General features: G+C 49.2%; 24 protein-coding genes. 8 read left to right on the plus strand and 16 right to left on the minus strand.

Annotated elements, in window-relative coordinates; genetic code table 11:
* The 14 genes from glmU to mnmG all read right to left on the minus strand — a co-directional run bounded on the left by glmU (position 1) and on the right by mnmG (position 12706).
* Entirely contained in the window at positions 1-1371 is a 1371-nt protein-coding gene (gene glmU, locus ACRJJO_RS09080) for a bifunctional UDP-N-acetylglucosamine diphosphorylase/glucosamine-1-phosphate N-acetyltransferase GlmU (RefSeq protein ID WP_431065471.1), read from the minus strand.
* Between the two features lie 164 nt (positions 1372-1535).
* Complete coding sequence (locus ACRJJO_RS09085) at positions 1536-1958, minus strand: F0F1 ATP synthase subunit epsilon (RefSeq protein WP_431065472.1); 423 nt, start codon at positions 1956-1958, stop codon at positions 1536-1538.
* 21 nt (positions 1959-1979) lie between these two features.
* Positions 1980-3362: a F0F1 ATP synthase subunit beta gene (gene atpD / locus ACRJJO_RS09090; RefSeq protein WP_431065473.1), complete on the minus strand. Its 1383-nt coding sequence runs from the start codon at positions 3360-3362 to the stop codon at positions 1980-1982.
* 45 nt (positions 3363-3407) lie between these two features.
* The gene (atpG, locus tag ACRJJO_RS09095) at positions 3408-4274 is read right to left on the minus strand and encodes a F0F1 ATP synthase subunit gamma (protein ID WP_431065474.1); all 867 of its coding nucleotides are present in this window, start codon (positions 4272-4274) and stop codon (positions 3408-3410) included.
* 12 nt (positions 4275-4286) lie between these two features.
* A complete protein-coding gene (atpA, locus tag ACRJJO_RS09100; protein WP_431065475.1) occupies positions 4287-5828 on the minus strand; it encodes a F0F1 ATP synthase subunit alpha in 1542 nt (513 codons plus the stop codon).
* Between the two features lie 16 nt (positions 5829-5844).
* Positions 5845-6378 (minus strand): F0F1 ATP synthase subunit delta, encoded by a 534-nt coding sequence (locus ACRJJO_RS09105; RefSeq protein ID WP_014146841.1) that lies wholly within the window; start codon positions 6376-6378, stop codon positions 5845-5847.
* Positions 6379-6383: 5 nt separating this feature from the next.
* The gene (locus tag ACRJJO_RS09110; protein WP_341327289.1) at positions 6384-6857 is read right to left on the minus strand and encodes a F0F1 ATP synthase subunit B; all 474 of its coding nucleotides are present in this window, start codon (positions 6855-6857) and stop codon (positions 6384-6386) included.
* Between the two features lie 42 nt (positions 6858-6899).
* Positions 6900-7190, minus strand: a complete 291-nt coding sequence (gene atpE, locus ACRJJO_RS09115; RefSeq protein ID WP_014146839.1) for a F0F1 ATP synthase subunit C — start codon at positions 7188-7190, stop codon at positions 6900-6902.
* A gap of 42 nt (positions 7191-7232) precedes the next feature.
* Positions 7233-8009, minus strand: a complete 777-nt coding sequence (atpB, locus tag ACRJJO_RS09120) for a F0F1 ATP synthase subunit A (protein ID WP_014146838.1) — start codon at positions 8007-8009, stop codon at positions 7233-7235.
* Positions 8010-8033: 24 nt separating this feature from the next.
* Positions 8034-8393 (minus strand): ATP synthase subunit I, encoded by a 360-nt coding sequence (locus ACRJJO_RS09125; protein WP_431065476.1) that lies wholly within the window; start codon positions 8391-8393, stop codon positions 8034-8036.
* Between the two features lie 163 nt (positions 8394-8556).
* Positions 8557-9429 carry a ParB/RepB/Spo0J family partition protein gene (locus ACRJJO_RS09130; RefSeq protein WP_431065477.1) on the minus strand — a complete coding sequence of 291 codons (873 nt, stop codon included), beginning with the start codon at positions 9427-9429 and terminating at the stop codon, positions 8557-8559.
* A gap of 7 nt (positions 9430-9436) precedes the next feature.
* On the minus strand, positions 9437-10204 hold the full coding sequence (locus tag ACRJJO_RS09135; protein WP_431065478.1) for a ParA family protein: 768 nt from the start codon (positions 10202-10204) through the stop codon (positions 9437-9439).
* A gap of 4 nt (positions 10205-10208) precedes the next feature.
* A complete protein-coding gene (gene rsmG, locus ACRJJO_RS09140) occupies positions 10209-10838 on the minus strand; it encodes a 16S rRNA (guanine(527)-N(7))-methyltransferase RsmG (RefSeq protein WP_431065479.1) in 630 nt (209 codons plus the stop codon).
* Positions 10838-12706 carry a tRNA uridine-5-carboxymethylaminomethyl(34) synthesis enzyme MnmG gene (gene mnmG / locus ACRJJO_RS09145; RefSeq protein WP_431065480.1) on the minus strand — a complete coding sequence of 623 codons (1869 nt, stop codon included), beginning with the start codon at positions 12704-12706 and terminating at the stop codon, positions 10838-10840. Before mnmG ends, rsmG begins: the two co-directional genes overlap by 1 nt.
* Positions 12707-12782: 76 nt before the next feature.
* Here mnmG and ACRJJO_RS09150 point away from each other — a divergent pair, with 76 nt between their 5' ends.
* A complete protein-coding gene (locus ACRJJO_RS09150; protein WP_431065481.1) occupies positions 12783-13004 on the plus strand; it encodes a DUF7230 family protein in 222 nt (73 codons plus the stop codon).
* On the opposite strand, the gene ACRJJO_RS09155 is transcribed toward ACRJJO_RS09150, so the two are convergent.
* Positions 12974-13315, minus strand: coding sequence for a TraR/DksA family transcriptional regulator (locus ACRJJO_RS09155; RefSeq protein WP_431065482.1), 342 nt, complete (start codon positions 13313-13315; stop codon positions 12974-12976). The genes ACRJJO_RS09150 and ACRJJO_RS09155 overlap by 31 nt on opposite strands.
* 197 nt (positions 13316-13512) lie before the next feature.
* On the opposite strand from ACRJJO_RS09155, the gene ACRJJO_RS09160 reads away from it, so the two are divergent.
* From ACRJJO_RS09160 to ACRJJO_RS09190, 7 genes are all read left to right on the plus strand, one after another.
* The gene (locus tag ACRJJO_RS09160) at positions 13513-14418 is read left to right on the plus strand and encodes an AAA family ATPase (RefSeq protein WP_431065483.1); all 906 of its coding nucleotides are present in this window, start codon (positions 13513-13515) and stop codon (positions 14416-14418) included.
* Positions 14415-15359: a DUF58 domain-containing protein gene (locus tag ACRJJO_RS09165; protein WP_431065484.1), complete on the plus strand. Its 945-nt coding sequence runs from the start codon at positions 14415-14417 to the stop codon at positions 15357-15359. Before ACRJJO_RS09160 ends, ACRJJO_RS09165 begins: the two co-directional genes overlap by 4 nt.
* Positions 15360-15362: 3 nt before the next feature.
* On the plus strand, positions 15363-17324 hold the full coding sequence (locus tag ACRJJO_RS09170) for a transglutaminase TgpA family protein (protein WP_431065485.1): 1962 nt from the start codon (positions 15363-15365) through the stop codon (positions 17322-17324).
* A 147-nt stretch (positions 17325-17471) separates the two neighbouring features.
* On the plus strand, positions 17472-17855 hold the full coding sequence (locus tag ACRJJO_RS09175; protein WP_404359552.1) for a hypothetical protein: 384 nt from the start codon (positions 17472-17474) through the stop codon (positions 17853-17855).
* 72 nt (positions 17856-17927) lie between these two features.
* Positions 17928-18221, plus strand: coding sequence for a hypothetical protein (locus ACRJJO_RS09180; RefSeq protein WP_431065486.1), 294 nt, complete (start codon positions 17928-17930; stop codon positions 18219-18221).
* A 68-nt stretch (positions 18222-18289) separates the two neighbouring features.
* Positions 18290-19249 (plus strand): GNAT family N-acetyltransferase, encoded by a 960-nt coding sequence (locus tag ACRJJO_RS09185; RefSeq protein ID WP_431065487.1) that lies wholly within the window; start codon positions 18290-18292, stop codon positions 19247-19249.
* 214 nt (positions 19250-19463) lie between these two features.
* Entirely contained in the window at positions 19464-19925 is a 462-nt protein-coding gene (locus ACRJJO_RS09190; RefSeq protein WP_431065488.1) for a CreA family protein, read from the plus strand.
* A 262-nt stretch (positions 19926-20187) separates the two neighbouring features.
* Here ACRJJO_RS09190 and ACRJJO_RS09195 read toward each other — a convergent pair whose 3' ends face one another.
* The gene (locus ACRJJO_RS09195) at positions 20188-20478 is read right to left on the minus strand and encodes a hypothetical protein (RefSeq protein ID WP_431065489.1); all 291 of its coding nucleotides are present in this window, start codon (positions 20476-20478) and stop codon (positions 20188-20190) included.
* Positions 20479-20877: the final 399 nt, after the last annotated feature.

Genomic DNA, 20877 nt, shown 5'->3' on the forward strand with positions numbered 1-20877 from the left:
CTATTTCTCCTTTTTTACCGGCCTTTGCCAGGTTGGGATAGTGGTTTGTTTGGCCCGCGCCAATGTCAATTTTTCAGGGGGGGCGTCTTTCGTAATCGTCGATCCAGCGCCTATCGTCGCGTTCTTACCGATTGTAACCGGCGCAACCAATTGCGAATTCGAGCCAATAAATGCGCCATCTTCGATCACGGTCTTGAACTTATTGACACCGTCGTAGTTACAGGTGATCGTGCCGGCACCGACATTGACGCCGCTACCGATGACGCTATCACCGATATAACTCAAATGGTTGATTTTACTGCCGATTTCAACTATGGACTTTTTGATTTCGACGAAATTGCCGACATGAACATTATCGGCTAATTTGGCGTCGGGCCTTAGCCGTGCAAAAGGCCCGATGCGGCTGGCTTTACCGACTTCGGCATTTTCGATCACACAATTCGGCAATATTTCGACATTATCGTGAATGATCGAGTTTTTTATAAGCGTATTTGCGCCGATCGTTACATTGCTGCCTATGTTAATGCTTCCTTCGAGAATCACATTGACGTCGATTTCGATATCGGTACCCAAATGCTCGATCTTTCCCCTGATGTCGAAACGCGCGGGATCTCTCAATGTAACTCCGCGTTCCATTAAGCTATTTGCCTGCTCCATTTGATAAACTCGCTCCAAATGCGCCAATTGCATACGATTGTTGACGCCCAACACCTCGTCCTCGGTCTCGGCCTGGGAAGTTACGATGTCTATTCCGTCATTGACAGCCATTTCGATGATGTCGGTTAGATAATACTCGTTTTGTGCATTATTATTCTGCAAACGGTTTAACCATTTTTTCAATTGCTCGCCGTTCAATGCCATGATACCGGTATTGCCTTCTTGTATCGCTTTTTCTTCGGGAGATGCGTCTTTTTCTTCGACGATCTTCAAAACGCTATTGTCGCCGTCCCGCACGATGCGACCATACCCCGTAGGATTGGATAACACGACCGTTAATAATGCTAAGGCATTACTACCCGCATCGGCAATCAACGTTTCGATCGTCGACAACTTCAATAAAGGCACATCCCCGTATAAAATCAGCACGGTATCGTCATCATCGACATAATCGATGGCTTGCTGCACGGCATGCCCGGTGCCTAATTGCTGAACTTGCTCAATCCACTGAGCATCGAGGTGGCTTAATCGATTTCGAACTTGCTCCGCGCCGTGTCCGTAAACGATATTTACCCGATTATCGGCCAATTGTTTACTGGTATCGTATACATGCTCCAGCAAAGGTCTTCCAGCCACTTGATGTAAAATCTTCGGAGTTTCGGAACGCATGCGCGTCCCTTTGCCTGCTGCTAAAATTATAGTCGTTAATGTCATATTTTCATTTCCTTTACCCAGCTTTAACAAATATAGTACCTATGGCATAAGATATAAAAATAATAAGCTTTAAATATCATGCCAATTTTTATCCGGACTCAAACAAAAAAAGCCCGACAACGCTTTATCGTTATCGGGCTTTTATATGGCTTAAGCCACGGGTGTTAACCGCCGCGCTTTCTGAGTCTGTCCAAGGTTCTCAATTGCATGACCGCTTCCATCAACTGCGCCTGAGCGGTCGCATAATCGATCTTTCTGGTTTTATCGGATAATGCTTCCTCGGCTCTGGATTTGGCCTCCAGTGCAGCCGCTTCATCGATGTCTTTCGCTCGAATCGCGCTATCGGCCAATATAGTCACCAAATGCGGCTGTACTTCCAAAATTCCGCCAGAAACAAAGAATGGATAGCTTTCGCTGTCGCTGACCTTGACCCTGACTTCACCGGGTTTGAGTTTGGTAATCATCGGCGCGTGACGCGGCGAGATACCGACTTCGCCTAGTTCGGCGGGCGCAAAAACCATTTCGGCCAAGCCGGAATAAATTTCTTGCTCCGCGCTGACGATGTCTACATGTACGGTCATTGTCATCTCTCGGTTCCCATCGTCCGGTTATTTTTTCATGCCCTTGGCTTTTTCCAAAGCTTCTTCGATCGTGCCAACCATGTAGAATGCTTGCTCCGGAACATGATCGTACTCGCCATCGATAATACCTTTGAAGCCGGCGATGGTGTCTTTTAATGAAACATATTTTCCCGGAGAACCGGTGAAAACCTCTGCCACGAAGAACGGTTGCGACAAGAATCTTTGAATCTTGCGCGCTCTCGAAACAATCAACTTGTCTTCTTCCGACAATTCATCCATGCCTAAAATCGCGATGATGTCGCGTAACTCTTTGTAGCGTTGCAAAGTACCTTGCACCGCACGAGCAACATTGTAATGCTCATGGCCGATAACCAAAGGATCCAACTGGCGACTGGTCGAGTCAAGCGGATCGATCGCCGGATAAATACCCAACTCGGCGATTTGACGGGACAATACCACGGTCGCGTCCAAATGCGCAAATGTCGTAGCCGGTGACGGGTCGGTCAAGTCGTCGGCAGGAACATAAACGGCCTGGATCGACGTAATGGATCCGGTTTTGGTTGACGTAATACGTTCTTGCAATACGCCCATTTCTTCCGCCAAGTTAGGCTGATAGCCTACCGCCGACGGCATACGGCCCAACAACGCCGACACTTCGGTACCGGCCAATGTGTACCGATAAATATTATCTACGAAGAACAATACGTCACGACCTTCTTCACGGAAAAACTCGGCCATCGTCAAACCGGTCAAAGCCACACGCAGCCTATTGCCTGGCGGCTCGTTCATCTGACCGTAAACTAACGATACCTTGTCGATAACTTTCGAGTCGGTCATCTCGTGATAGAAGTCGTTACCTTCACGGGTACGCTCGCCAACGCCGGCGAAAACCGAGAAACCGCTGTGTTCGATCGCGATGTTACGAATCAATTCCATCATGTTGACGGTCTTGCCGACGCCGGCACCGCCGAACAAACCGACTTTACCGCCTTTCGCGAATGGACAAACCAAGTCGATAACCTTGATGCCGGTTTCTAGCAATTCATTGCTGGCGGCTTGCTCATCGTAAGACGGCGCTTCGCGGTGAATCGCCCATCTTTCGTCTTCGCCGATAGCGCCTTTCTCGTCGATCGGCTCGCCAAGCACGTTCATGATACGGCCCAGCGTTTTTTGACCCACCGGCACCGCAATAGGCGCACCGGAATTGCTCACTTGCAATCCTCTGCTCAAACCGTCGGTCGAACCCATTGCAATGGATCTGACCACGCCGTCGCCTAATTGCTGCTGCACTTCCAAAACAAGATTCTTGTCTTCAACCTTCAGTGCATCATAGACTTTCGGAAGGCTTTCTCGTGGAAATTCGACATCCACGACCGCCCCGATAATCTGAACGATTTTACCCAAACTCATTTTGTCGTCCTCTTCAATACTTAAATCTGTTAATTCGTCTGTGTATTACACAGCAGCGGCGCCGGCAACGATTTCGGAAATTTCCTGCGTAATCGCGGCTTGTCGGGCTTTGTTGTAAACCAGTTGCAGTTCGCCGATAAGCTTGCCGGCATTATCCGAAGCGCTTTTCATCGCAACCATCCGAGCGGCCTGTTCGCAAGCATTGTTCTCGACCAGCCCCTGATACACGATCGATTCGATATAGCGAATCAGCAGATTATCCAGAACTTCCTTCGCATCGGGTTCGTAAATATAATCCCAATGCCCTTTCAATTCGTCCTCGATCTCATCGGCAATGACCGGCAGTAGTTTTTCGACATTCGGCCGTTGCGTCATCGTGTTAACAAACTCATTACTGATCACATATAACTCATCGACTCGGCCTTCCTCATAAGCGTCGAGCATGATTTTTATGATACCAATGATATCGTTTAGATGCGGCGTGTCGCCAAGCTTGCCGACTTGCCCAACCATATTGATTTTTTGTAAGTTACCGAAAAACCCGGCCGCCTTGGTTCCGATTGTGCAAATATCGACATCGATGCCGTCTTTTTCCCATTGGCGTAACTGCACTAGGGTTTTACGGAATAGATTAGAATTCAAACCGCCGCATAAACCGCGATCCGAACTGACGACGATCACACCGACCCTTTTGACTTCTCGTGGAATCAAATAAGGGTGTTTGTACTCGGCATTGGCATGAGCCAGATGTTTGATGATCTGACCCATTTTTTTCGAGTAAGGCCGCGTTGCCTGCATTCTGTTTTGCGTTTTACGCATTTTACTCGCGGCGACCATTTCCATCGCGCGCGTGATCTTTTGAGTATTCTTGATACTTCCGATCTTAGTGCGTATTTCTTTACCGACAGCCATTTGACGACCCTTTTACCAGCTATGCGTGTTAATGAACGTTTCGATGGCGGATTTAATGCCTTCTTTGATTTCATCGGAGAAGTCGCCGGTTGCATTGATCTGATCCATCAAATCCGACTTTTCGGATTTCATGTACAGTTGCAGAGCGTCTTCGAAATCGCGTACTTTATTGACTTCGACCGAATCCAGATAGCCTTCGTTTGCAGCGAACAACGACACCGCCATTTGCGCAACCGACATCGGCGAATATTGATTTTGTTTCATCAACTCGGTCACGCGTTGACCGCGTTCGATTTGCTTACGCGTGCTTTCGTCAAGATCGGACGCGAACTGAGCGAAAGCCGCTAACTCACGGTACTGAGCCAAGTCCAAACGAATACCGCCGCCCAATTTCTTGATGATTTTGGTTTGTGCCGCGCCGCCTACCCGCGATACGGACAGACCCGCGTTGACCGCAGGACGAATACCGGCGTTGAACAGGTCGGTTTCTAAGAAAATCTGTCCGTCAGTGATCGAAATTACGTTGGTCGGAACGAAGGCCGATACGTCGCCTGCTTGCGTTTCGATGATCGGCAATGCGGTCAACGAACCGGTTTTGCCTTTGACTTGACCGTTAGTCAACTTTTCGACTTCGTCTGCATTGATTCTTGCCGCTCTTTCGAGCAACCGTGAATGCAAATAGAAAACATCGCCTGGATAAGCTTCTCGACCCGGCGGTCTACGAAGTAATAACGATACTTGGCGATAGGCCCAAGCTTGTTTGGTCAAATCGTCGTAAATAATTAATGCGTCTTCGCCGCGGTCTCTAAAATATTCGCCCATCGAGCAACCGGTATACGGCGCGATGAACTGCAGAGCTGCGGATTCGGATGCGGAAGCCGCTACGACAATGGTATGCTCCATCGCGCCGTGCTCTTCGAGCTTGCGTACGACGTTAGCGATCGAAGAACGCTTTTGGCCGATCGCGACATAAATACATTTGATGCCAGTGCCTTTTTGATTGATGATCGCATCAACGGCAATGGCGGTTTTACCAGTTTGGCGGTCGCCGATGATCAATTCGCGTTGGCCGCGACCGACCGGAATCATCGAGTCGATCGATTTCAGGCCGATTTGCACCGGCTGATCGACCGATTGGCGTGCGATAACGCCCGGAGCGATTTTTTCGATCGGAGAAGTTTCGCTTGTGTTAATCGCGCCTTTGCCGTCGATCGGATTGCCCAATGCGTCGACAACGCGTCCCAGCAACGCTTCGCCGACCGGTACTTCCAAAATTCTACCGGTACATTTGACGGTGTCGCCTTCGGTAATGTGTTCGTAAGAACCCAGAACCACAGCCCCGACCGAATCGCGCTCTAAGTTAAGCGCCATGCCATAGGTATTTCCAGGAAACTCCAACATCTCGCCCTGCATGGCTTCGGAAAGCCCATGTACTCTGACGATACCGTCGGTTACACTAACTACGGTCCCTTCGGTATGGCTTTCGACGCTCAGGTCGAAATTTTCGATCTTTTGCTTGATAAGATCACTGATTTCTGATGGGTTTAATTGCATGTTCTTTTTCTCTCACTCACTGTAGAGCTTTCTGCATGTGAAGAAGCTGGCCTTTGACGGTTCCGTCGATCACCTTGTCTCCGGCACGGATTAGTACGCCACCGATCAGCGACCGGTCGTTCCAGATATCCAAACGAACTTGCTTATTCAGCCAACGCTCCAATCTGGACACTAAGTTGCCTTGCTCGTCTTCCGTCAAAGGGTAAGCGGATATGACCTGAACTTCCGAGTATCCTTCATCGTCCGCTCTAAATTGCTCGTAAATCTTCGCAATTTGCGCGGCCAATTTCAGCCGATTATTTTGGATAAGCAGTTTTAGAAAGTTTTTACCTTCCTGATCGAGATGTTCGCCGCAGATATCCAACATCAAGTTTAAAAAACTTTCTTTAGCGATTTTCGGATTATCGGCTGCCAGCGCAATATTAGAGTCGCTCAAGACCGCGGACAAAAACGCCAAATTATCGGACCATTGTGCAGTCGCACCGATCTCCTTCGCTCGTTTGAAAGCCGCCTCCGCATAAGGCCGCGCCAATGTTGCCAGTTCGCTCATGGTGCTTAACCTATTTGATTGGAAACTTTATTCAAGATTTCTTGGTGTTTGGCTTGATCGATTTCCGCGCTTAAAATTTGTTCTGCCGCATTCAGTGCCAAGGAAGAAACTTCCTTGCGCAAACTTTCTTTGACTTGCTGCAATTCTTGATCGATCTGCGCTTGAGCGGCGACAAGTAAGCGTTCGCCTTCTTTCTTAGCGGCGTCTTTCGACTCCTCGACAATTTCATTGGCCCGTTTTTGCGCCAGATTGACGATATCCGAAGACTGCTCTTTGGCTTCTTTGAGGACATTGATAGCCCTTTTCTCGGCCAATTCCATTTCTTCCTGGCCTTTTTCGGCCGCCGCCAATCCGTCGGCTATTCTCTTCTTCCGCTCTTCCAGGGATTGATACAGTGGGGGCCAAACGAACTTCATGGTAAACCATACCAGAAGCGCAAATGTAATCATTTGACCAATCAGAGTAGCATTGATACTCACGATGCGTTCCTCTTGTTGCTGTTAGTTAAAAAACCGGATCTATTAATTACCGGCAGCGGCTTGAACAGCGGATAAAAACGGATTCGCAAATGTGAAGAATAATGCCAAACCAACGCCGATCATGGTTACCGCGTCCAACAAGCCTGCAACAATGAACATTTTGACCTGCAACATAGGCACCATTTCTGGTTGACGCGCCGCGCCTTCCAAAAATTTACCGCCCAACAAACCGAAACCGATAGCGGTTCCAAGCGCACCCATTCCTAAAACCAGTCCGACAGCGATCGCTGTCATGCCTTGAACATCAGCAATTAAAGACGCTAAATTTTCCATGATACCTCCAAACGTATGATTAAAATTAAAGTAACAAAATAATTAGTGATCTTCGTGAGCCATACTCAGGTAGACGATCGTCAATACCATGAATATGAAAGCTTGCAGCGTAATAATCAGAATATGAAAAATCGCCCACGGAAAACTCAGCGCCGGCTGTATTGCCCATGGCAACAGCGCAATCAGAATAAATATTAGTTCGCCGGCATATAGATTACCGAATAAACGAAGCGCCAATGAGATCGGCTTGGCTAGTTCCTCGACCAGTTTCAGCAACAGATTAAACGGCAGTAACCAAGGTCCGAACGGTTGAAACATCAACTCTTTGGCGAATCCCCAAGGGCCTTTGACCTTAATGCTGTAAAAAATAATCAGGAAGAATACCGATATCGACATGGCGAAGGTCGCATTTAAATCTGTACTTGGCACGACTCTGAGATATTCGATACCCATCATGGAGCCGATCATCGGTAACAAGTCGACCGGGAACAAATCCATAAAATTAAACAGGAAGACCCAGCAGAAAATCGTCAACGCCAATGGCGCGATCAATTCACTTTTGCCATGAAAGCTGTCTTTAACCTGTGAATCGACGAACTCTATCATCATTTCGGCAAAATTTTGCACCAATCCCGGGACATCGGAAGTGGCTCTTTCGGCCGCCATTTTAAAAAACCAAATGAACAATCCACCCAACACGGCGGAAAAAAATAGAGTATCCAAATGCAAAGTCCAGAAACCCTCACCAACACTCAATGGTGTCAAATGATGAACGATATATCCGGTTGCCCCTTCGGCTGCATGGGCTTCAGTAGCCATCTTTCCTCTCTCGAATTGAAATCGTCAGCGCATAATTAGCGCAAACCAAAATACGGACAATACTGCTATATACCCCGATAGCAGCGTTAAAATATTGATATTCGGAATTTGAAAAATCAAAAAAAACAGCACAGCTGTCAATATGAGCTTTCCCGATTCGCCGGCATAAAACGAATTCACGATTTTTTTGGCGCCTTGCCCGCTCGCTCTAAAGATGCGCAAAGCAAAGTATAGATTCGGTATAAATGCTGCCAATGCGCCTAGAAACGGCGACTTAGCACTCTGCAGCCCCGAAAAAACTGCAAATCCGGAATATATCGCGATAATAACGAACGCTTGTAAAATCAAGATTTTTCCGACTGTAGAAATCTTTTCGTCCGTCACACCGACTCCGGATACAACAACTTGTGGATTATAGCGATGAGGCTTCATTTAATCAAGGAAGAATAAGGAACAGAGCATTTCCTACTTTGCAACGATTCATTTAAAAATCAGCCAATCGTTCAGCCTGATTTTCCGGTTTTACCCATATCCCGGACAAACAAAATCAATCGGTAATTCTATTTTCCGAATAACTGAGCTGCTCGATGATGCCGTCCAATTGCTCCAAACTCGAATAAGCCACCACCAGCTTGCCGGAACCGTTTTGTTTATGATTGATCGAGACTTTCGCGCCGAGTTTCGACGTTAGCTCCTCCTGCAATCGAAGGGTATCGCGGTCGACTTCCGCCGGTTCGTTTTTTAGCGACTCGGTCTGCAAATCTCTGATCAGTTTTTCCACCGCCCTGACCGAAAGACTTTGCTTAGCGATTTTCTGCGCGGCCTGAATTTGCAGATCGCGACCCAACGGCAACAAAGCCCGGGCATGCCCCATCTCGATTTGCTTATCAACCAGCAACTGCTTGACTTCCGGCTGCAACTCCATCAATCGCAATAAGTTGGTCACCGTCGCGCGGGATTTACCGATCGCATCGGCGATTTGTTGATGCGTCAACTCAAATTCTTCAAGCAGTCTTTTTAAGGCTTCGGCTTCTTCGAGCGGATTCAAATCTTCGCGCTGAATATTTTCGATCAACGCGATCGCCATCGCACCCTTATCGTCGATATCGCGCACAACAACCGGCACTTCTTGCAACCCGGCAAGCTGCGCAGCGCGCCAACGCCTTTCCCCGGCAACGATTTCATATCGTTCATCGCCGATTTTACGCAACACAATCGGCTGAATGATACCTTGTGCCTTGATCGAATCAGCTAGCTCCTTGATCCTTTCCGGATCGATATCCTTTCTCGGTTGAAACTTTCCACGCTGCAACCATTCGATCGGCAGTTTTTGCAGTTCGTTTTTTTTCTCTGTCGCAGGTGGCGCATCGCCCAATAATGCATCCAATCCCCGACCCAAACCTCGTTTTTGTACCGCCATAATTGTCTTATTTCTTCTCTTTTCTAATCATTTCGCCGGCCAATGCGATATAAGCCAAGGCACCGCGCGACGACCTATCGTATTGGATTACCGGTAAACCATGACTCGGCGCCTCGGCCAAGCGAATATTACGCGGAATCGTGGTGCGAAAAACTTTATCGCCGAAATATTCAGCCAACTGATCGGAAACGTCTTTGGTCAAACGGCTTCTATTATCGAACATCGTTCTTAAAATACCTTCGAGTTGCAACCCGGGATTTACCGAACCTTGAATGTTTCTCAATGTCGACATCAGCGCCGATAAACCTTCCAGCGCGTAGTATTCGCACTGCATCGGTATCAGCACGCTATCGGCTGCGACCATGGCATTTAATGTCAACATATTCAATGTAGGAGGACAATCGATCAGTATATAGTCGTACTGATCCTTAATCGGCTGCAAGGCTTCGGCCAGACGCCGCTCCTTGCGATCGATCTGTAGCATATTGACTTCGGCTGCCGTCAAGTCGGAATTGGCCGGAATTATCGAAAACCCGCACGACTCTTGCTTTACAACAGTCTCGGCTGCCGGCACATCTTCTAATAACAAATCGTAACTGGAATATTGCACCGAGTCTTTATCGACGCCGCAACCCATCGCCGCATTACCTTGCGGGTCGAGATCCACCAACAACACTTTTCGTTTTGCACCCGCCAAAGCCGCGGACAGATTTACACTGGTCGTTGTTTTCCCGACCCCGCCTTTTTGATTGGTAACTGCTATCACCTTTCCCACTCGTTTACTCCCGCTGCGTAGGCTTGTTAATTTGAATCAGGCATCGCTGCGCTTCTATTCCCGGAACCCTTATCGGTATCACTGTCGCGTTACCTTCGATTTGCTGCAACTCCTGCTCGGGATACTGACCTTTCATCGCCAACAACACGCCGCCCGGCGCGATCAAATGCCCGGTCATTTTCAGCATGTCTGGCAAATTAGTAAACGCTCGCGTAATGACCGTATCGAACAAATGTTCAGACGAAAAACCCTCAACTCGGCCATGACAAACCTGGACATTGGCCAATTTCAACTCTAAAACGGCCTGCTGCACGAAACGGGTTTTTTTGCTATTGCTATCCAATAACGTGAAAGTTTTGTCCGGCCGGCAAACGGCCAAAGGAATACCCGGCAATCCGGCGCCGGTCCCGATATCGATGACCGTTTGCCCGGTAACATAAGGTAAAACCGCAAGACTATCGAGCAGATGCAGACTTACCATCGCTTCTTGGTCACGGATCGAGGTCAGATTGAAGGCTTTATTCCATTTATCGATCAGTCCGATAAACCTCAACAAGCGGTCGGTCTGTTCGTCGCTAAGCGTTAAGTTTAATTCATCGAGACCGGCCTGAAGTCGTTTCCGGCAAGTATCCATCAGGCGCTTTTCTTCTTTAAATGGACCAGTAACAAGGATATCGCCGCCGGCGTTATACCCGGAATTCGCGAAGCCTGTCCCAGCGTTTCCGGCTGTTGTTTTCTGAGTTTTTCACAAACTTCGTTTGAAAGCCCCGAGACGTTCCGGTAATCGATCGTTTCCGGCAAACGTAAATGATCATAACGCTTGGTCTTGTCGATTTCAGTCTGCTGCCTGTCGATGTAACCCGAATATTTGGCCTGTATCGCGACTTGCTCGGACACCTGCCCCGGAACATCATCTCGCTCGACAAAGGTCAACAGCCGCTCGATATCCACTTCGGGACGGCGCAGCAAATCCATCAAGTTGACTTCGCGCTGCAACGGCTTGCCCCAAAACGCTTCGGCTTGTTTGGCTTCTGCCGTTTCGGCCCGAAGCCATTTTTTCGACAGTTCCGTTTGCAAAGCACCGATTTGTTCGCGCTTATGTTCGAAAGTGCGCCAACGCTCGTCGTCAACCAAACCTAACTCGCGGCCGGTTTCGGTCAAGCGTAGATCGGCGTTATCTTCGCGTAACAACAGCCGGTATTCGGCACGGCTCGTAAACATCCGATAAGGCTCTTGCGTGCCGCGCGTGATCAAATCGTCGATCATCACGCCGATGTAAGCCTCGTCGCGAGCCGGACACCAACTTTCCTGATCGCGAGTCGAGCGCGCGGCATTGAGCCCTGCGATCAAGCCTTGTGAGGCCGCCTCTTCATAGCCGGTCGTGCCGTTGATTTGCCCGGCAAAAAACAAACCCGGCATATGTTTGGTTTCCAATGACGACTTAAGATCCCGCGGATCGAAAAAATCGTATTCGATCGCATAGCCAGGGCGAATGATTTCGGCATTTTCGAATCCGAGCATCGAACGGACGAATTCGTATTGCACATCGAACGGTAAACTGGTTGAAATACCGTTCGGATAAATCTCGTTCGTATTCAAGCCTTCCGGCTCAATGAAAATCTGATGCGAATCGCGATCGGCGAAACGCACAATCTTATCTTCGATAGAGGGACAATAGCGCGGCCCGATGCCTTCGATTACACCGGTGTACATCGGCGAACGGTCCAGACCGGACCGAATGATGTCATGCGTCCGGCTATTGGTTCGCGTGATAAAACAAGGAATTTGCCGCGGATGCTGCTCGCGCTTGCCCAAAAACGAAAAAACAGGAACCGGATCGTCGCCGAATTGCTTTTCCAACCGACTGTAATCGATCGTGCGACCGTCGATGCGCGGCGGCGTGCCGGTTTTCAACCGGTCCACTCGGAACGGCAACTCGCGCAAACGCTCGGCCAACTCGACAGAGGCCGGATCGCCGGCACGCCCGCCGGTATAATTTTCCAGTCCGATATGAATACGTCCGGCTAAAAAGGTACCCGCGGTCAAGACTACGGCGCGCGCGCGAAACTCGAGCCCCATTTGGGTTTTAACGCCGGCAACCCGACCGCCTTCGACGATCAAATCGGCAACCGTTTGCTGAAACAAGGCCAAATTCGCTTGATTTTCCAATGCGCCACGCACATATTGCTTATAGAGACTACGGTCGGCTTGCGCGCGAGTCGCTCTGACCGCGGGACCTTTACTGGCGTTTAGAATACGAAACTGAATGCCGGCATGATCGATCGCCTCGGCCATGATGCCGCCGAGTGCGTCGATTTCCTTGACGAGATGGCCTTTGCCGATGCCTCCGATCGCCGGATTGCAGCTCATCTGTCCCAAGGTATCGATATTCTGGGTGAGTAATAAGGTTTGCGCACCGCTTCGGGCGGCTGCCAATGCAGCCTCGGTTCCGGCATGACCGCCGCCGATCACGATAACATCAAAATTTTTTTTGAATTTCACAGGCTTTTAATGCTCAAATAAAGCGCTATTTTAAATAGTAAAGAGGCGTTGTCCAAAATTATTCAGGAGTTTATTTATGAAAAAGACCAAAAAACCGGCACCCAACGCGCAAGCCAACTTGGTTGCCAAGCACGCTCATCAGTTTAACAAAGCCCAAATATTCCGCGACAAAACCCAATACCGCCGCAAAGCCAAACACCAAGGCAGGGAGCCTTTACCGATGATGTCCATGGACGCTATCGGTAAAGGCTTCTCGATCAAAATGACCTATCGTTTTTCCGCTTTTTCCGCGCATTGAATGCACAAATTGGCAAAAGGTAAAACCTTCAGCCGCTCCTTATTAATCTTCGCCCCGCAATTTTCGCAAAAACCGTATTCGCCATCGTCTATCCGATCAATCGCGTGCCTGACTTTAACCATCTCCGCCCGGGTCGTATTGCCTAAATAATCCAATACTTCATCATTCTCGGTTTGTACGGCCTGTTCGCCGAAATCTTGCGATAACGGCTCATCGGTATGTTTGACGTCCTCGGTAATTTTGCTCAGGCGCTCATCAAGTTCCTCGAGCATTTCGATCAAATTTTCGCGGACTTCCTCGTATTCACTCACAGCTCTACCCTGACATTAATTTTAAACTATAGTTGTAGATAGCATAGTACCATTAACTTCGGCATTCATTCTCATGAGACTTTATCTTATCAACAATTCCCAGCTTGAGCAGTTTCGCCGATCTTAGGGAGCGGGGTATGTCTATCGAGGAACGCCGAAAAAATTAATAATCCACTTCGCACAAAAATCATCTCCTCATGCAAAACCCAATCGCTCCTTTGTTGGAATCCGCCAATCGAATTATTCTCGGTAAACAACATCAAATCCGTTTAGCCCTATGTTGCCTTTTGGCTCGAGGCCATCTATTGATCGAAGACATACCCGGCGTCGGCAAAACCACGCTCGCGCATACTCTAGCTAAATTGCTGGGCTTAAATTATCAACGCATTCAATTTACCAGCGATATCCTGCCGGCCGATATTATCGGCGCATCGATATTCGACCCGGAAGAACGCAGTTTCAAATTTCATCCAGGGCCGATCTTCAATCAAATGATTCTGGCCGATGAAATCAACCGCTCGACGCCCAAAGCACAAAGCGCCTTATTGGAAGCCATGGAGGAACAACAAGTCACGGTCGAAGGCAAAACCTATCACTTGCCCTCGCCGTTTTTCGTGATCGCAACGCAAAACCCCGCTCATCAAATCGGCACATTCCCCTTGCCCGAATCGCAACTGGACCGATTTTTGATGCGCATCGAACTGGGTTATCCGAACCGCAACGCGGAGCGGGAATTATTGAGCGGACAGTCGCGTTATCATTTGATTGAAAACCTTCAAACCGAATTACCGCCAGAACAGCTCAAAAACATCCAACAACTCGTCAACACCGTGCATGTTTCAAGCGCATTGCTGGATTACTTGCAAAACATCATCACCTTTACCCGTGAATTCCCTGATTACCCTTGCGGTCTGTCGCCGCGTGCCGGTTTATCCCTGCTCAACGCGGCAAAGGCATGGGCGTTCATGGACAGTCGTGATGCAGTATTGCCCGAAGATGTACAAGCGGTGCTCCCGTCCGTCGCAGGCCACCGTCTGCGCTCCGCCAGCCAGGATTCCGGCGCGGTCGTCGCACCGATACTCGAACGAGTAAACGTGCTTTGAATACCCTGTCAATCAAGGACCGTTTTCGGTTAAGCCGTTTTTTTGCCGGCGAAAACCCGTCCGACGAAGCCATTCCACTGAATCAGCGCCGAATATTTATTTTACCGTCCAAGCGAGGCCTGAGCTTTGTCGTATTAATCCTACTGTTGCTGCTGATCGCGTTCGTCTATAACAATAACCTCGCATATTTTCTAACTTTCTTGCTAGCCAGCGTATTTTTTATCGGCATCCTGCACAGTTACAAAGCCTTAGCCGGCCTGATCATTCAAAAAGGGCAATGCAAGCCGGTATTCGCCGGCGAACGCGCAGTATTCGAAATTCATATCGACAATCCGATCCCTGTTCCACGGCTCAGTCTCGAAATCGACTTGCATGACAAAACACAAATGACTCTTGCTCCCTACGAGAAGAAAGCTGTTAGATTGTATGCTCCGACCGAACGCCGAGGACATCAACCCTGTGGCACGATCACCCTATCGAGCGGCTATCCGCTCGGCTTGTTCCGCGCCTGGTCGCCGTTGCGTTTTAACCTGTCGGTGTTGGTTTACCCGAAACCCTGGCCCCAAGAGATCCCGTTTCCCGAAACCGGCGGCGGAGCATCGGATCAAGGAAAGGCCGAAAAAGGCACCGACGACTTTTACGGCCTTCAAGAGTATCAACGCGGGGATTCGATTAAACGCATTCATTGGAAAGCCTATGCGAAAGGTCAGGGTCTTTTCAGCAAGCAATACAGCGGCGAGCAAGGCGATGAATTGTGGCTCCATTACGAAGCCAGCGCCGGTTACGGCAACGAGGAACGCCTGAGCCGACTGTGCCGCTGGGTTCTCGATGCGGAAAAAGCCGGGCTTCGTTACGGCCTTAAGCTACCCGGCCAAAAAATCGGCCTCGGCATCGGTCACGCGCACCGGGCGCGTTGTCTTGAAGCGCTCGCCTTGTTTTAGATTATGCTGGCCAGTATCGAAAAAAACATTTTACTCTTTCTGCTGATTTCGGTCGGATTGATTGCGCTACCGCACATTTATCATATCCCGGCTTCGATTTTCGGATTCTTCGTATTGCTGCTAACTTGGCGCTTCATCGGCATTTGGAAACCGAGTTGCTTGCCCGGCAAATTATTGCTGTTTTTGTTGACCGTAGGCGGCCTCGTCCTGCTTTATTCGCAGCATCAAGGACTCTTCGGCCGCGATGCCGGAACCCGACTGTTCATGACCGCACTGGCATTGAAGCTACTCGAAATCAGGCAAGAACGCGATTTGTATTTGATTGTCTTTCTGGCTTTCATCGTCGCCGCTTCGCAATTTTTGTATGAGCAGAGCATCGCCATGGCGGGCTATATCTTGTTCGTTTGCTGCGTGCTACTAGGCACGCTGGTCGCAATCAATAGCCGCCGGCAAAATACCTTAAACGCGCTGAAAACATCGGCCGTCATCCTGGCGCAAGCGCTGCCTCTAGCGATCGTGCTGTTCGTTTTTTTTCCGAGAGTCGAAGCGCCGCGCTGGATGTTGTTCGAAGACAAAAGCCGAGCTAAAACAGGGCTCAGCGACAGCATGGAACCCGGCTCGATTAGCGACCTCGGCTTTTCGGACGAACTGGTATTCCGCGTCCGCTTTCAAGGCCCGATACCGCCGAATGCGCAGCGCTATTGGCGCGGCCCGGTGTTTTCCGTCACCGACGGCAAACGCTGGACCGCAGCAAAACGCTACACCTATACGGCCGCCGCCGAACCGGACTTCAGCGAACCGGCTTATCGCTATACGCTATTACTCGAACCTCAAAATAACAACTGGGTCTTCGCGCTGGAAATGGCCGGCGACTTCCCGCCGCAACTACACATGAATTCGGAATATTTGCTGACTCGAAGCGGCAACCCCGACAAGCGCGCCGAATACCCTTTTACGTCTTATCCCAGTTACCGCACCGGAGAGCTCAGCGGTCACAAATTACGCACCAATACACAGTTACCGGGACCGGCTTCCCAAAAAATCACCTCGCTAATCAAACGACTCGGCGGCTTCGATACGCGGCCCGAACAATTCGTCGACCGTGTTCTACAACATTTCAACCGAGAAAATTTCAGTTACACGCTGACTCCACCACTAATGGAAGACAACCCGATCGAAACGTTTTTATTCGAAACCCGAAGCGGATTTTGTAGTCATTATGCAGCCGCCTTCACCTACCTGATGCGTGTTGCGAACATTCCTGCACGCGTCGTCACGGGCTATCACGGCGGGGTCTTGAATCCGGTCGGCAATTTTTTGGAAATAAGACAAGCCGATGCCCATGCCTGGACCGAAGTCTGGTTGGAAAACCGGGGCTGGGTGCGCGTCGACCCGACGGCCGCAGTAGCGCCGGAAAGAATAGAACAAAACGTCAATATCGAACAACAAATTGCCAGTCGCAACATCAGCTTTTTCTCCGCCGACAGTGAGTTGGCACGACAGCTCGACTGGCTTAAACAAGCCCGGCAATTATGGAGCAGCGTCGATTACAACTGGCAGCGCTGGGTCATCAATTATCATTCCGCCAATCAGACCCAATTTTTAGCCTCGCTCGGTATAGAATCGTTAAAACAAATGCTCTATTGGCTAGTCGGACTTGGCGCCTTATTCACCTCGATACTCAGCTGGCTATTGTTATCGCGCAAAGAAAAAACCGCCGACAAAGTATTGCGCTGCTATCGCCGGTTCTGCGCCCGGCTAGGCAAGGCCGGCCTAAAAAGAAATGCTGGCGAAGGACCTCTCGATTTCGCTAAACGGAGCAAGAAAGCGTATCCGGAGCAAACCGAGGCGATAGACGAAATCACCGGCTTGTTCATCAAATTACGCTATCAAAAAGAATCGTCGCAAGCAGACTTGAGCCGGCTAAGCGAACGAGTCGACCAACTTAAGATTCGCCGAAGATAACCGGAAAATAAAATTGTCATGTCACCGACATGACAATTTCCATAAAGCTTTGAAACGATTAAAATGCATCGCCGGTATTGCAATAAATCACGAAGATGATATTAATGCATTTTTATTAAATAGTTAGTTAAGCGGGAAGAGTACACGATGGACACGCTAGACATGTTGATATTTTATTCCTTTAATTTAGGAATTTTTACGCTCGTTTTTTTTATCGCCGGAATGATCAAACCGAAATGGCCGCTGTTTTTTATGAAAGAGCCGACTCGGTTTTTGGTAGTTGGCATTACCACCGTCATGATCATGGTCGTTCTGACCATGTACGGAGAAGGCAATCGGAAGATTCGTGCGGAACAAGAAAGGCTTGAACGATTCAAGATGGTAGGAACGAGCCAAGAACCCGAAACGCCGAGCCCATCGGAAGTCAAACCCAAAAAAACCAAGCCGAAAAAACAGGTTGCTCCAGAGGACGAAATTCCTCAGTTTGATTCAGTGCAAGATGCCATCAAGGCCTTTGAAGAAAAACAATGATCGTATAGACCCCACTGTCATTAAGTTAACGTAAATCCGTTATTCCGGCGGCGACCAATTGCCAAGCATGGCATGAACCCAGCACCTAAATTATCTAAGATAGTTAACCATAGACAATGGATTATGGAATTTAGGTGCTGGGTGAATGCGGATTTTGCAGGAGCAAAAATCTGCCCTGCCGCCGACACCTGTCAATCGAGCAACCTTACCCTCCTTTCAACAATTCGCTCAATATTGAAAAAAGCAAGTTATTTAGAGCTATATCCTTTGGTTTCTGCTGACTTTGAGTTCAAATGGGTATCAACTATTAACACGAACATAGCCATAAAAAACGATAGCTCAACACCATTGATTTTGGCAGCATAGACTGTTCAAGCAGATCATCTGCTGTAAATGACCCCACAATTAAATGACCTAACACGCTCCGGTGATTTATGAAACTGTCCGACTACCGCATCGAACCCGCCGATTATAAAGCCGATTTCAAGGATCTTCGCGCTGTGCGCGACTCGGTTTTCATCATCGAACAACACCTCCCCGCCGACCTCGAACAAGACGACAAAGACCCGCTCAGCCATCACGTTATTGCCCGCGACAATCACCATAACCCGGTCGGTACAGGTCGACTGACGCCGAAAGGACAAATCGGCCGAATCGCCGTATTACATCAGTGGCGTAATCAAGGCGTTGGTCAATCGCTATTAAGAGTGCTCATCGAAAAAGCACAAAAGCAAGGACTCAACCAAATAACCCTCGAAACACCAACGAGCGCTAGCGGGTTCTTTCAAAAATTCGGATTTATCGGTGAAGGAGAAGCATTTAACGTAGCCGGCAACGAATTTCAGCGCATGAGCATGACGCTTACGCCGCTTGCCGAAAGAAGACGGCAGTCCGCGAAGCCGCGCGAGACATCGGTACCGGCAGAAAAACTCGATAACCTGGAAGCCCACCTCGAGTCGGCCATTCGACTTATAACCGAAGCACGACGCCAAATCTGTATTTATACCCGCGACTTGGAACGTGGTTTATACGGACACAACGACGTTGTCGAAGCGTTTAGAGAATTCGCGATCAACAGCCGAGACGGTTGCGTGCAAATCATCGTACAAGACACGTTTGCCGCGCGCGGCAAACCCCATGCGTTAATCGACTTGGCGCAAAGACTGCCTTCGTCGTTTCAATTGCGAACACCGGTCGAACGGGAAGACCTGCAATACTCATCGGCATTTCTAATCAACGACCGAGACGGTTACTTGTTTCGACTCAATGCAGAACGTTACCAAGGCGAATGGAGCCCCAATCATCCCGCCCGAAAAAAACAACTCTACGAAGAGTTCGACCGCATCTGGCAACGCTGCCGCCCCTGCACCGAATTTCGGGCGCTCGGAATCTGAAGATAAATCCGCAACTAAGGTTCCGGTTTTTTAGCCGTATCACGCGCTACGTGCATCTCACGACAGAAGCCGGGGCTCAATTTGCATACAACCCGAAAAAAAAGGGTCAGGTTTAATTACAAAATAAACCCGACCTTTTTTCAATCTCACCCGACTCCTTTGCTAAGCTTCTCCTGTAGAATCTCAATTTTTTCACTCATTTGTTTAGAATCTTATGAAATACCCGTTATTACTGGCCGCACTGCTTGCCGCTTTATCCACCCTCAACGTCGCCGCCGAAGAAGTCGGCTGCGTCACCACCGCTTGGAAGCTAATCGGCGCTAACCATAAGGTTTGCGTGCAGGCATTCGATGATCCAAAAGTCCAGGGCGTCAGCTGCCACATTAGTCAAGCGAAGACCGGAGGCGTCGCGGGCGCATTCGGCTTGGCCGAAGATCCGTCCCAGTTTTCGATTGCCTGCCGGCAAGTTGGGCCGATCGTGATCAAAGGGAAGTTGCCGGACCAGGAAACCGCATTCAGTGAAAATACCTCGGTTTTGTTCAAGGAAACACGCGTTACGCGATTGTTCGATCGTAAGCGCAATACGCTTGTGTATATTGCCGTCAGCCGAAAATTGATCGACGGTGCGCCGGCCAACAGCCTGTCCACCGTGCCGATCATGCCTTGGCGGGAGTAATGCCGGTAATCGGCAAAACCGGGTTGATCCCCCGCAACCGGACCGGCAAAGAACGTCCAAAACGGCCAGCAAGCCAAAACCACAAAGCTTCCGGCAACGGCGAGACGGATTTGCCCGCCAGACAAATGCAAAAAGATAAAAAAGGGGTCGTGTGTAATAGTTCTTTCGGTTAATCAAACCCGCCCCCCTTTTTTCCGCGTCGATCTCCAAGCCCTACTATCCCTGTCCCGATAGCGCACGTCCTTGTGCTTTTATGCGTTTTTTAGCGGATGTCGATCGAACCGGTTGTCGCCACAGAATCACTGCCGATCGCTTGCGTGTTGGTCAATGTGTTTTTCGATGCGTTGATCAGCGTCGATTTCTCGACTTTCGAGCCGACGACGCTGATCGAGCCTGTGCTGGCGGCGCTGTTACGGCCGATCGCCTGAGTATTGGTCAACGTATTTTTTGACGCGTTGATCAATGTGGATTTTTCGATTCTGGAGCCTTCGGCCATGGCTGTGCCGGCGACGATTGACATTAAAACGACTGCTGCTAAAGATACTGTTTTCATGATGGTTTCCCCTTGGTACTTGTTGGTATGGTTCGTTCAAGCGTTTCGTTGAACTTGGGTACAGTATCCCGATTTGCAGATAAAAAAGCGGTGATCGAGTCACGCCGTTTGTGTGATTTATTCACCGGTTGGCGAATCGAACAGGCATCGTTGGTTGAATACGCAGCTCGTCTGCTTCCGAATTGCTCAACCTTTCGAATTTGGTCATAAATAACTTCCCTATTTTTGATTTAGGCCAGGCAGATTCGGTTGCTAAATTGACAAGTGTCAGCGGCAGGACAGTTTTTTACTCCTGCAAAATCTGCATTCATGCCATCCTTAGCAATCAGTCACCGCCGTTAAGCGTACGTATTAACCCAGCACCTAAAATCCACAATGGATAATTATCTTGGATAGTTT

The organism is Methylotuvimicrobium sp., from assembly GCF_050611805.1.
Lineage (GTDB): Bacteria > Pseudomonadota > Gammaproteobacteria > Methylococcales > Methylomonadaceae > Methylotuvimicrobium.

Bases quoted from the DNA above. Each gene is read 5' to 3' on its own strand.
- glmU (WP_431065471.1), bottom strand. From the start codon at position 1,371: ATGACATTAACGACTATAATTTTAGCAGCAGGCAAAGGGACGCGCATG.
- ACRJJO_RS09085 (WP_431065472.1), bottom strand. From the start codon at position 1,958: ATGACAATGACCGTACATGTAGACATCGTCAGCGCGGAGCAAGAAATT.
- atpD (WP_431065473.1), bottom strand. From the start codon at position 3,362: ATGAGTTTGGGTAAAATCGTTCAGATTATCGGGGCGGTCGTGGATGTC.
- atpG (WP_431065474.1), bottom strand. From the start codon at position 4,274: ATGGCTGTCGGTAAAGAAATACGCACTAAGATCGGAAGTATCAAGAAT.
- atpA (WP_431065475.1), bottom strand. From the start codon at position 5,828: ATGCAATTAAACCCATCAGAAATCAGTGATCTTATCAAGCAAAAGATC.
- ACRJJO_RS09105 (WP_014146841.1), bottom strand. From the start codon at position 6,378: ATGAGCGAACTGGCAACATTGGCGCGGCCTTATGCGGAGGCGGCTTTC.
- atpE (WP_014146839.1), bottom strand. From the start codon at position 7,190: ATGGAAAATTTAGCGTCTTTAATTGCTGATGTTCAAGGCATGACAGCG.
- atpB (WP_014146838.1), bottom strand. From the start codon at position 8,009: ATGGCTACTGAAGCCCATGCAGCCGAAGGGGCAACCGGATATATCGTT.
- ACRJJO_RS09130 (WP_431065477.1), bottom strand. From the start codon at position 9,429: ATGGCGGTACAAAAACGAGGTTTGGGTCGGGGATTGGATGCATTATTG.
- rsmG (WP_431065479.1), bottom strand. From the start codon at position 10,838: ATGGATACTTGCCGGAAACGACTTCAGGCCGGTCTCGATGAATTAAAC.
- ACRJJO_RS09150 (WP_431065481.1), top strand. From the start codon at position 12,783: ATGAAAAAGACCAAAAAACCGGCACCCAACGCGCAAGCCAACTTGGTT.
- ACRJJO_RS09160 (WP_431065483.1), top strand. From the start codon at position 13,513: ATGCAAAACCCAATCGCTCCTTTGTTGGAATCCGCCAATCGAATTATT.
- ACRJJO_RS09170 (WP_431065485.1), top strand. From the start codon at position 15,363: ATGCTGGCCAGTATCGAAAAAAACATTTTACTCTTTCTGCTGATTTCG.
- ACRJJO_RS09175 (WP_404359552.1), top strand. From the start codon at position 17,472: ATGGACACGCTAGACATGTTGATATTTTATTCCTTTAATTTAGGAATT.
- ACRJJO_RS09180 (WP_431065486.1), top strand. From the start codon at position 17,928: ATGAACCCAGCACCTAAATTATCTAAGATAGTTAACCATAGACAATGG.
- ACRJJO_RS09185 (WP_431065487.1), top strand. From the start codon at position 18,290: ATGAAACTGTCCGACTACCGCATCGAACCCGCCGATTATAAAGCCGAT.
- ACRJJO_RS09190 (WP_431065488.1), top strand. From the start codon at position 19,464: ATGAAATACCCGTTATTACTGGCCGCACTGCTTGCCGCTTTATCCACC.
- ACRJJO_RS09195 (WP_431065489.1), bottom strand. From the start codon at position 20,478: ATGAAAACAGTATCTTTAGCAGCAGTCGTTTTAATGTCAATCGTCGCC.